The organism is Marinimicrobium sp., from assembly GCF_002695945.1.
Lineage (GTDB): Bacteria > Pseudomonadota > Gammaproteobacteria > Pseudomonadales > Cellvibrionaceae > Marinimicrobium > Marinimicrobium koreense.
Window position 1 is genome coordinate 1 of sequence record NZ_NZQP01000006.1, and the last position, 10,471, is coordinate 10,471.

Consider the following 10,471-nt stretch of genomic DNA (forward strand, 5'->3'; position numbering starts at 1 on the left):
ATACGATAGGCGCGTCCGAGCTGATACAACCCGAGGGCCGCTATCAGCAGACCGACCGGAATGCACAGGAAGCTGATGGCTTCGGCCGGCCACCATTGTGGTTCCACCAGGTCGTTGATCAGGGCCTGCCAGACACCGACAAAGTTAAGCCCGAAGCCGATGGTGAGTTTACTGACGATGGTGCGACGCACTGGAAGGTACGCCGCCGTGGCAAACAGAAGAAAAGCGGCCAGGCACAGGCTGAGGTCCCGCAGGGTGCGGGGCCAGTCCACATTCTCCGGGCGAAGCGAGGGGCTGGTGTAGAACAGCAACAGTGCCCAGGCAAACGCCAGCAGTGCGGTCAACAACAAGGTGAGTAGCGCCAGCGAGAAGCGACTGAGCATGATCTTGTCAGGGTCCGAGGTCGTTTATAGACAGTGTAGCAGGCGCCACAGTGCGGCGCTGGTGATCAGCTCGCGGTGTATTAGAGTGAGAAATGGTTATGAGCAGTGATGAACGTGACGAGTGGGCACTGTTTGAGCGGGAAATGCGCGATGTGCGCCCGATCAAGAGTGAGCCCAAAGTCCCTCTGAACAAGTCGGACGCACCGGCCGAAACCCTGGCGCAACGCCGGGAGATGGCGGTGCGCGAAGTGGTGGGGGCGGAGAGTAACTTCCTGTCCGGGGATTACGTGCCTCCGGTCGACCCGCACGATCACCTGGCGTTCAAGCGTGACGGTGTGCAGAACGGGGTGTATCGGAATTTGCGCTTGGGTAAATACACGGTGGATGCCCGTCTGGACCTACACCGGATGACGGTGGAGGAGTCACGGCGGGCGGTGTTTCAGTTTGTGCAGGATTGCATGGCCCAGGATATTCGCTGCGGGCTGATCACTCACGGCAAGGGCGTGGGCCGGGAAACCCCGGCGCTGCTGAAAAGCTGCGTCGCGCACTGGTTGCCCCAGATGCACGAGGTATTGGCGATGCACTCGGCCCAGCCCCAACACGGCGGCAGTGGGGCAACGTATATTCTCCTGCGCAAGAGCGAACGAAAACGCCAAGAAAATTGGGAGCGCCAACACAAGCGTCGGGGTTAGTTGGGTGCCTGGTTGGCCGGGGTAACGGCGGATGCGCTTCGCTTATCCGCCCTACGCAGACCTCGGAGCCACCCGTAGGGCGGATAAGGGCGGAGCCCGCATCCGCCGTTACCCAAATTGCCGGGCGTGACTACTCGTGTCCCTGCACCAAAACATAAGGCTTGATCACCAGAGCCCAAACCTCGGCATCGGCCTCAAACCATGCCTGCGCCTGGGTGTCGCTGACCGCATCCACCTTGCCTTCCTCCATCCAGGCCTTGAACTGATCGGCATTATCCCGGGACAGCTCCGCGCCCACTTTTACCAGATCCAGCTCCGGGGCCACCGCAATGGCCCGACCGGCGGCGAAAAAACGCTGTAGCTCTCGCCAGGGGATGGTGGCCGTTTCCAGATTCAGGGTCGCTTCCAGAGGTAAAGAATCGTCAGTCATAATGTAAGGGGGTCTTGATCAGTCGGTTCAGACAAAACCGTCAGGTGCGACGGTTGCGATAGGCGCGGGCCGCGCGGGAGGCGTTGTCCCGTTCCAGCACGGAACAGATGCGCTCTCCGGCCAGGATGAGCTTGTCCAGGTCCACGCCGTGCTCGATACCCAGGCCGTTGAGCAGGTAGACCACATCCTCGGTGGCCACATTCCCGGCGGCCCCCGGTGCGAATGGGCAGCCGCCCAGGCCGGCCACGGCGCTGTCGATGGTGGCAATACCGGCATTCAGCGCCACCAGAATATTGGCCAGCGCTTGACCGTAGGTGTCGTGAAAGTGCACGGCCAGTCGTTCCGGCCCGACTTCCGGAAGCAGGTGCGCCAGAAGCCGCTCGGTATCGCCCGCGGTGCCGACACCGATGGTGTCGCCCAGGGAGACTTCCCGACAGCCCATGGCCAGTAGCTCTCGCGTCAGTGTCAGTACGGCACCGGGGGTAACGGCGCCCTCATAGGGGCAGCCCAGCACACAGGAAATGTAGCCGCGCACCGGGAGGCCCGCGTTGGTGGCGGCGGCAATTACCGGCGCGAACCGCCCCAGGCTCTCGGCGATGGAACAGTTGATGTTCTTCTGGCTGAAGGTTTCCGAGGCGGCGGCAAACAGGGCCACTTCATCAGCGCCGACGGCCAGTGCCCGCTCCAGGCCTTTCATGTTGGGGGTGAGGGCGGCGTAGGTGACGCCCGGACGGCGGTTCATGGCCTGGAACAGCGCATCGCTGTCCGCCATCTGCGGTACCCGCTGGGGATGAACGAAGCTGCCGGCTTCCAGATAGTCGAGCCCGGCGTCCGCCAGATCCTCAAGGAGTTGGTGTTTGGCGGTGAGCGGGACGGGGTGGGTTTCGTTCTGCAGACCGTCACGCGGGCCGACTTCGATCAGCCGGACCCGCGTGGGGCGTTGGGGGTGTTGCTCAACCACGGATCAGTTGATGTCGAAATCGCTGCGCCGCAGCATTTCCGCGTGGCTCAGAGAGCGGTCGATCTGCTGTACATCGGCGGGGGTCAACATGCCGGCGACCTGACGCAGCTCAAAGCTGTTGATGATGTAGTCGTACAGCGCGTTCTGGTAATCGCGTTCGGCCTGGTACACCGCGCGCTGGGCAAGCAGTACTTCCACCAGATTCCGGGTACCCACTTCATAGCCGGACTGGGTGGCTTCCAGGGCACTCTGGGCGGAAACAATGGCCTGCTGGCGGGCCTTGACCTGGGCCACGCCGGTTTCTACCGACAGGTGCAGGGCGCGGGCCGACTGGATCACGGTGCGTTCGGCGCGGTTCTGCTCGGCGCGAGCCTGCAGGTACTGAGAGCTGGCCTGGCGACGCTCGGCGGAGGTGCGGCCGCCGGAATACAGCGGTACGTTCAGGCTAAGCGTGATGCTAGTTCCCTCTGAGTCATCGTCGCTATCAAAAACTGCACCCCCGAAGTACTGGGAACCCTCGTTAGCAGTATCACTGTAGGTCGCCGAGGCGCCCAGGGTGGGCAGGTGCTGTGACTTGGCGGCCTTGGCGGTCTGCTCTGAGGCCCGGGTATTGAGCTGGGCGGCCTTGAGATCGTAATTGTTTTTCAGGGCAAATTCGACCCATTCGTGCCGGTCGGAGGGCGTCGGGCGCACCACCGGGAAGTCGTCTGACAGGGGGGCAATCGCATCGTGCGGTCGGCCGGTCAATACTTCCAGCGCTTCATAGGCAATGCCCAGGTCACCCTGCGCCTGCAGAGCTGCGGCGGCTGCACTGTCGTACACAGACTGGGCTTCATGGACTTCGGTGATGGCGGTCAGCCCCACTTCGTAGCGCTGACGGGTCTGCTCGAGCTGTTGCTCCAGGGCCTTCTCTTCGGCACGGGCGGTTTCCAGGTTGTCCGCTGCGCGCAGAACGTTGAAATAGGCTTCGGCAGCCCGAACGATCAGCGCCTGCTGATCGGCGCCAAACTGCACCTCGGCCAGCTCGCTCAGGGTACCGCCGCGCTGGTAGTTGTACCACGCCGCCATGTTGAACAGCGGCTGACTCAGGGAAATTTCCCAGCCGGAACTCTCGCGTTCGGTCTCCCGTGTGACATTTTCCGTGTTATCGGTGGCGTCCTGACTGCTGTCGGTGTAATACACCCGGGCATCAATCTGCGGCAACAGGCCGGAGCGGCCGAGGGTTCGGTTTTCCAGTCCCGCCTCGTAGGCGGCTTCGTCGGCTTTCAACTGCGCGTCGTTTTCCAGCGCCAGTTCATAAATGTCCAACAGCGAGTTGGCGCTGGCCGTAAAGGGCACCAGGGCCATCAGACCGAGAAACCAGAGGGATCGGGTTGTTTTCATGTGAGTTCCTGTCCGTTGCAATCCAGAGTTGGGGCACCGTCGAATGGTAGGCAGTCTGCGAGTTTACTCACTCGGCTGCGGCAGGTCGAGCCTGTGCATGAATGAAGTTGTAAAAAAGGGTAAAACGTGTAAGCCGGGTTTGTCATCGGGCGCCGAGGATACGCTCGCTTTACAGCGCTGGATGACTCGCCTAGACTGTGGCGCATTCGTCGGGGTGCCCGCCTTGAAAGGCTGGCTGAGATCTTACCCGTAGAACCTGATCCGGTTAATACCGGCGTAGGGAACGAAAGCGCAACAGCCTCTCTGGTGCCTGCCACCATTGTTCTATCTCCTCATGGCTTATAGCTGACGTTTCCCGCGCCACTGTCTTCGGGAGTGGAACGCGTGAACGACTTTTTGAACCCATCCAGACCCGCCGCACCCGCGGTGGCACTGACCATTGCCGGTAGCGACAGCGGCGGTGGCGCGGGTATTCAGGCCGACCTGAAAACCTTCGCCGCGCTCGGTGTGTACGGTTGCAGCGCGCTGACTGCGCTGACCGCGCAGAACACCCTCGGCGTGCAATCGGTGCACTCAGTTCCTTCGACGTTCGTCACCGCGCAATTGGATTCAGTGCTGAGTGATTTTTCGGTGCGAGCCATCAAAACCGGCATGCTGGCCGACGCCGCCACGCTTCGAGCGGTGGTGACGGCGTTGGCGCATTGCGCCGACACGCCGCTGATAGTCGATCCGGTAATAGTGGCCACCAGTGGTGACCGCCTGCTGGACCGGGACGCCGAAGCCACCCTGCGTGAGGAGTTGCTGCCTCGCACTGACCTGTTGACCCCCAACCTGATGGAAGCGGCCGCTCTGCTGAACGAGCCTCTGGCCTCGGACCCTGCCGGCCTCTGGCGCCAGGCCGAGCGGCTATTGGCGCTGGGCACCAAAGCGGTGCTGCTCAAGGGTGGGCACGGCAGCGGGCCGCTGGCGCAGGATCTGTTGCTGGGCCCGGACTTTTCGGAAGTGTTCAGCCGCCCCCGGATCGACACGCGCAATTCCCACGGCTCGGGCTGCACCCTGTCGGCGGCCATTACCGCCTACCTGGCTTCGGGGCTCAGCCTGACCGATTCGGTTCGGGCCGCCAAAGATTACGTGCACCGGGCGCTGGTCAGCGCCGCCGACTGGCGGCTTGGCCGGGGTTCGGGCCCGCTGAATCACGGCGTTGCGCCTCTGGTCGACCCCCGCAGCGCCCCATCTGGCCCGGTGCCGCGCTCTGTATCTTCCAGTCACCTTCACGGAGAACCTCTGCTATGAGTCATACCGCCAACCCTTCGCCGCTAAGCCGCTCGGCCCAGGTGGACCCCCATTCTGTCGCGCCGCTCCCCGGTTCCAGCAAAGTGTACGTCCAGGGCTCCCGCCCGGATTTGCGGGTACCCATGCGGGAAATTGCGTTGAGCCAGACCGCCACGGAGTTTGGTGGGGAAGCCAATCCGAGCGTACGGGTCTACGATACCTCCGGCCCCTACTCGGACCCCCAGGCACAGATTGATCTGCGCCGTGGTCTGCCGGGACTGCGCAGCCTGTGGATCGAAGAGCGCGGCGATACCGAGGTGCTCGAGCAGGCCAGTGCCCGCTACACCCAGGCGCGCCTGAATGATCCCGAGCTTGAAGCGCTGCGCTTTGATCTGCACCGGCCGCCCCGTCGTGCCAAGGCTGGCGCGAATGTCACCCAGATGCACTACGCCCGCCGCGGTATCATCACCCCGGAGATGGAGTACATTGCCATCCGGGAGAATATGGCACTGGCCCAGGCGCGGGAGCGGGGCGAGGTACAGCATCCCGGGGAGGCCTTTGGTGCGGCCATTCCCGATGAGATCACCCCGGAGTTTGTGCGCTCGGAAGTGGCCCGGGGTCGGGCGATCATTCCCTGCAATATCAACCATCCGGAATCCGAGCCGATGATCATCGGGCGCAATTTTCTGGTGAAGATCAACGGCAACATCGGCAACTCCGCGCTGGGATCTTCCATCGAGGAGGAAGTGGCCAAACTCACCTGGGGCACCCGCTGGGGCGCGGACACCGTGATGGACCTGTCCACCGGTAAACACATTCACGAAACCCGCGAGTGGATCTTGCGCAACGCCCCGGTGCCCATTGGCACGGTGCCGATCTATCAGGCCCTGGAAAAAGTCGATGGGGTGGCCGAGGATCTGACCTGGGAGGTGTTCCGGGACACCCTGATCGAGCAGGCGGAGCAGGGTGTGGATTACTTCACCATTCACGCCGGTGTGCTCCTGCGCTATGTGCCGCTGACCGCCAAGCGGGTGACCGGCATCGTTTCCCGCGGCGGCTCAATCATGGCCAAGTGGTGCCTGGCCCACCATCAGGAAAACTTCCTGTACACCCACTTCGACGACATCTGCGAAATCATGAAGGCCTACGACGTCGCCTTCTCCCTGGGCGATGGCCTGCGCCCCGGCTCGGTGGCCGACGCCAACGACGAAGCCCAGTTCGGCGAGCTCGAAACCCTGGGCGAGTTGACCCACCGCGCCTGGGAGCACGACGTGCAGGTGATGGTGGAGGGCCCCGGCCATGTGCCCATGCAGATGATCAAGGAAAACATGGACAAGCAGATCGAGGTCTGCGGCGAAGCCCCGTTCTATACACTTGGCCCGCTGACCACCGACATCGCGCCGGGCTACGACCACATCACTTCGGGCATCGGCGCCGCCATGATCGGCTGGTACGGCTGCGCCATGCTCTGTTACGTCACCCCGAAAGAGCACCTCGGGCTGCCCAACAAGGACGACGTCAAAACCGGCATCATCACTTACAAAATCGCCGCCCACGCGGCGGACCTGGCCAAGGGTCATCCGGGAGCGCAACTGCGCGACAATGCCCTGTCCAAGGCGCGCTTCGAGTTCCGCTGGGAAGATCAGTTCAACCTGGGCCTGGACCCGGATACCGCCCGCGCTTTCCACGACGAAACCCTCCCCAAGGAGTCGGCCAAGGTGGCCCACTTCTGTTCCATGTGCGGGCCCAAGTTCTGTTCCATGAAAATCTCCCAGGAGGTGCGGGATTACGCCGCGGCTCAGGGCAATGAGGTGGTCGAGGAGGCTGTCCGCATGGTGGATGTGGAGGCCGAGATGCAGGCCAAAGCCCGGGAGTTTCGCGAGCAGGGCGCGGAGTTGTATCAGAAGGTTTGATTCCCACGATTGAGTCGGGATCCTCCAGAAGGTCCGGGCGCGCTATCAGGTGGGTTGTTTCGGAACCGCGATGAATATGTCCCTATAGCTCCCTCGCTTCATCCCTGAAGCGAGGGTTCCGAAACAACCCACCTGACATCGCGCCCTCCGTGGTGGCGTCACGTTATGGGAGCGGCGGATGCGCCTACGGCTCCGATGTGTCGGACCGGTCCGCCCTACGCTGCTTCACGTTTTGGTAACGGCGGATGCGGGCTACGCCCTTATCCCGCCCTACGGGTAACTCGGCAGGTCGTGTAGGGCGGATAAGCCGAAGGCGCATCCGCCGTTCCGAACCCCTACACCCCATCAAAAGGTGGCCGAATGGTATCGGGCTACGTAGTATAGGGGGCTGAATATACCTCGAAGGACCCGGTGTCAGGTGGTCTGTTTTGGAACCCTCGCTTCAGGGATGAAGCGAGGGAGCTCCATGGATGGATTCATCGCGTTTCCGAAACAGACCACCTGATGGCGGGGCCGCCCAAACTACAAAGTGCCCAACACCAGCTTCAAAGGCCCACCATGACCCACTGGCAAAAACCCCCTTTCACCCGTGACGACGTCCAGATCACCCAGCGGGAAACCCTCTACAAAGACTTCTTCCGGGTCGACAAAGTCACCCTCAAACACCGATTATTTCAGGGCGGCTGGACCGGAGAGCTCTCCCGGGAGCTGTTCCTGCGTGGCCCCGCCGTCGGGGTCCTGCTCTACGACCCCAAACACGACACTGTCGGCCTCATCGAACAGTTCCGCGCGGGGGCCCTGGCCGAACCCGGCGGGCCCTGGTGCATGGAAATTGTTGCCGGCATGATCGAAGACGGCGAAACCTGCGAAGATGTTGCCCGTCGGGAATCCGTCGAGGAAGCCGGTGTTGAGCCCTACCATATGGAATATATCGCCAACTACCTGCCCAGCCCCGGTGGCAGCGATGAAAAAATGCACATCCTCTGCGGCCTGGCGGATCTCAGTCAGGCTGGTGGTATTCACGGGCTGGACGAAGAGCACGAAGACATCAAGGTCCACGTTCTGGCCGCTTCGGAGGTGTTCGCCCACCTGTATGATGGACGCTTTAACAGCGCCGCGGTATTGCTGTGTCTGCAGTGGTTGCAGCTCAACCACGCCCGGCTGAAGCAAGGCTGAATCGGCAAACTCTGGTAGACTGGGTTCCAGGTCCTTTGCGGCCGGGTTGCCGACCCACTGCCCCACCCATGATTGTGTCAGGGTGCATCGCCTCTCAGCGGTGCGCTCCAGAGGCTTTTATTGTGGGTGTCGGGAGGGCCGTACCAGGAAACTCAAACTCACTCGGAGACCGACCGAGCATGGTCAAAAGCCGTTACAAAGTGAACCTGTCGCGCCAGCTGGCGGAGTGCGAGGCCAACTACTGGCGTCTGCGCAAGCTGTTGCCCGAGGACTCGCTCACGCCGGGTGCGCAGTGGCAGTTCGCGGTGGTCAGCGGCGAGCGGCACTGGCAGACACGCGTGACGGTCATCGAGTGCTCCCGCTACACCACGACCGTCCAGTTGAGTCAGGTCCAGGCGGATGAGCCGGGAGCGGAGTGGTTGCGCGCGCCGCAATTGACGGTCCGCCTCTACCAGGATGCCGAGCTGGCGGAGGTTCTGGCCTGGGAGCGGCATCGCCGGTTGCAGCCGCGCTACGAGTACCCCAACCAGGCCATGTATCACCAGGACGAAAAAGCCCAGTTGAACCGGTTTCTGGGGGAATGGCTGGGCTTATGTCTGGAGAAGGGGCACTCTCTGGAAACGGTCTGGTAGAAGATCACATTTTTCTGATAAATGTTCCGACACCGGTCGCATGCGTCTTGCACCGCCTCCCACTTGTGGTTATTCTCGAAAAAACTTCGGCCATTCGACGGCGCTTCAATCTACCTCCGTCCTCTGGCCAGAAGCAGAATCAACCGGATTATCGAGACGTTCGTGCGCCTGATTCAAATTACCGACTGCCACTTGGGCCCGCTGTCTGACCCCTCACTATTAGGGTTGAACACCGACCAGAGCCTGGACGATGTATTGCGCCTGGTAGCCCGGGAGCAGACGGCCGTGGATGCCATGGTGTGTACCGGCGACATTGCCAGCGATGCCCATGAAGAGTGCTACGGTCGCTTTGTGACCACGGTTCGCAAACACTTTTCGGTCCCTCTGGGATGGTTGCCCGGCAACCACGATTCGGCGGCCATCATGGCCCAGCTGGAAAGCGACTTTGTGCCTGAGTCTCGGGTTATGAGTATCGGGGAGTGGTTGGTGGTTCTGCTCGATTCCGCCGTGCCGGGGCAGGTATACGGCCACCTGGCGGAGAGCGAGCTGGATTTCCTGTCCCAGACACTCGCCAGTAACGGCCCTCGTCCAACCCTCGTCATGCTGCACCACCAACCCGTGCCGGTAGGCAGTCGCTGGATTGATGAATACATCCTCAAGAATGCCGATGATTTCTTCGCCATCATTGATGCGCACCCGCAGGTGAAAGGTGTCTCCTGGGGGCATGTGCACCAGTTCTATCACGGCGAGCGCAACGGGGTGCAGCTGTTTGCCACACCCGCCACTTGTATCCAGTTTAAACCGGGCAGTGAGTCGTTTGCCGTGGATCGGGCCATGCCCGGTTACCGCTGGTTTGACCTGCACGACGATGGCCGCCTGGACACCGGGGTATCCCGGGTAGAGGACCAGAAGTACCAGATCGACTATCAGTCGGCTGGCTATTGATGGTGGCGATTTGGGCTTGTCCGCGCCTCGTCTGATTTATATCCATGGTTTTCTCAGCTCGCCGGCCTCCTTCAAGGCGTGGCAAATGAAGGCGTGGCTGGCCGAGCATCGCCCCGACATCGACTACCGTTGTCCGCACTTGTCCCCTTATCCCCGCCTGGCGGCCGAGCAGCTGGCGAACCTGGCCGATACCAATGGCCCCCTGTACCTGATGGGCAGCTCCCTGGGCGGCTTCTGGGCCACCTGGCTGGCCGAGCGATACAGCGCCCGAGCGGTACTGATCAACCCGGCGGTCAGCCCCTGGCAGTTCATGCCGGATTATCTGGAGGTTGACCTCAAGGGCTATCACACCGATGATACCTACCGCCTGAGCGCCCACCATGTGGATGAAATCCGGGCCTATGAGGTCGAGCCGCTGAACCACCCCGAGAATCTGTGGCTGTTGGTTCAGACCGGGGATGAAACCCTGGATTATCGACAGGCGGTGGCCAAATACCAGGGCGCGAGGCAGACGATCGAGCCCGGCGGCGACCACGGTTTTCAGGGCTTTGAGCGGTATATCCCCGAAGCGATGGCGTTTCTGGAAGGGCGGTAACGGCGGATGGCAGAGGTTTGGGTAACGGCGGATGCGCTGCGCTTATACGCCCTAAGCAACCTCCGCCCTACGCAACCTCCGAACTACCC

11 protein-coding genes and 1 riboswitch are annotated in these 10,471 nt (G+C 62.1%); of the genes, 7 read left to right on the plus strand and 4 right to left on the minus strand.

Going from position 1 to position 10,471, the window contains the following annotated elements; genetic code table 11:
- A partial coding sequence (locus CMG77_RS00215; RefSeq protein ID WP_286903385.1) for a hypothetical protein occupies positions 1-383 on the minus strand: 383 nt, incomplete at its 3' end.
- A gap of 98 nt (positions 384-481) precedes the next feature.
- Here CMG77_RS00215 and smrA point away from each other — a divergent pair.
- Entirely contained in the window at positions 482-1,075 is a 594-nt protein-coding gene (smrA, locus tag CMG77_RS00220) for a DNA endonuclease SmrA (protein WP_123638302.1), read from the plus strand.
- 130 nt (positions 1,076-1,205) lie between these two features.
- Here the strand turns inward: smrA and CMG77_RS00225 are convergent, their stop codons facing one another.
- Genes CMG77_RS00225 through CMG77_RS00235 form a run of 3 tightly spaced genes read right to left on the minus strand, consistent with a single transcriptional unit; the run spans position 1,206 to position 3,849 of the window.
- Positions 1,206-1,505: a DUF2288 domain-containing protein gene (locus CMG77_RS00225; RefSeq protein ID WP_286806835.1), complete on the minus strand. Its 300-nt coding sequence runs from the start codon at positions 1,503-1,505 to the stop codon at positions 1,206-1,208.
- A 40-nt stretch (positions 1,506-1,545) separates the two neighbouring features.
- Positions 1,546-2,466 carry a hydroxymethylglutaryl-CoA lyase gene (locus CMG77_RS00230; RefSeq protein WP_286806837.1) on the minus strand — a complete coding sequence of 307 codons (921 nt, stop codon included), beginning with the start codon at positions 2,464-2,466 and terminating at the stop codon, positions 1,546-1,548.
- 3 nt (positions 2,467-2,469) lie between these two features.
- Complete coding sequence (locus tag CMG77_RS00235) at positions 2,470-3,849, minus strand: TolC family outer membrane protein (RefSeq protein WP_286806838.1); 1,380 nt, start codon at positions 3,847-3,849, stop codon at positions 2,470-2,472.
- Positions 3,850-4,049: 200 nt separating this feature from the next.
- A riboswitch (TPP riboswitch) is annotated at positions 4,050-4,149 on the plus strand.
- Between the two features lie 84 nt (positions 4,150-4,233).
- Here CMG77_RS00235 and thiD point away from each other — a divergent pair.
- From thiD to CMG77_RS00265, 6 genes are all read left to right on the plus strand, one after another.
- Positions 4,234-5,142, plus strand: coding sequence for a bifunctional hydroxymethylpyrimidine kinase/phosphomethylpyrimidine kinase (gene thiD / locus CMG77_RS00240; protein ID WP_286806840.1), 909 nt, complete (start codon positions 4,234-4,236; stop codon positions 5,140-5,142).
- A complete protein-coding gene (thiC, locus tag CMG77_RS00245; RefSeq protein WP_286806841.1) occupies positions 5,139-7,034 on the plus strand; it encodes a phosphomethylpyrimidine synthase ThiC in 1,896 nt (631 codons plus the stop codon). Before thiD ends, thiC begins: the two co-directional genes overlap by 4 nt.
- A 558-nt stretch (positions 7,035-7,592) precedes the next feature.
- On the plus strand, positions 7,593-8,210 hold the full coding sequence (locus tag CMG77_RS00250; RefSeq protein WP_286806842.1) for an NUDIX domain-containing protein: 618 nt from the start codon (positions 7,593-7,595) through the stop codon (positions 8,208-8,210).
- A gap of 179 nt (positions 8,211-8,389) precedes the next feature.
- Positions 8,390-8,842: a DUF1249 domain-containing protein gene (locus CMG77_RS00255; RefSeq protein WP_286806843.1), complete on the plus strand. Its 453-nt coding sequence runs from the start codon at positions 8,390-8,392 to the stop codon at positions 8,840-8,842.
- Positions 8,843-9,004: 162 nt separating this feature from the next.
- On the plus strand, positions 9,005-9,787 hold the full coding sequence (gene cpdA, locus CMG77_RS00260; protein ID WP_286806844.1) for a 3',5'-cyclic-AMP phosphodiesterase: 783 nt from the start codon (positions 9,005-9,007) through the stop codon (positions 9,785-9,787).
- 16 nt (positions 9,788-9,803) lie between these two features.
- Positions 9,804-10,382 carry a YqiA/YcfP family alpha/beta fold hydrolase gene (locus CMG77_RS00265; protein ID WP_286806845.1) on the plus strand — a complete coding sequence of 193 codons (579 nt, stop codon included), beginning with the start codon at positions 9,804-9,806 and terminating at the stop codon, positions 10,380-10,382.
- Positions 10,383-10,471: the final 89 nt, after the last annotated feature.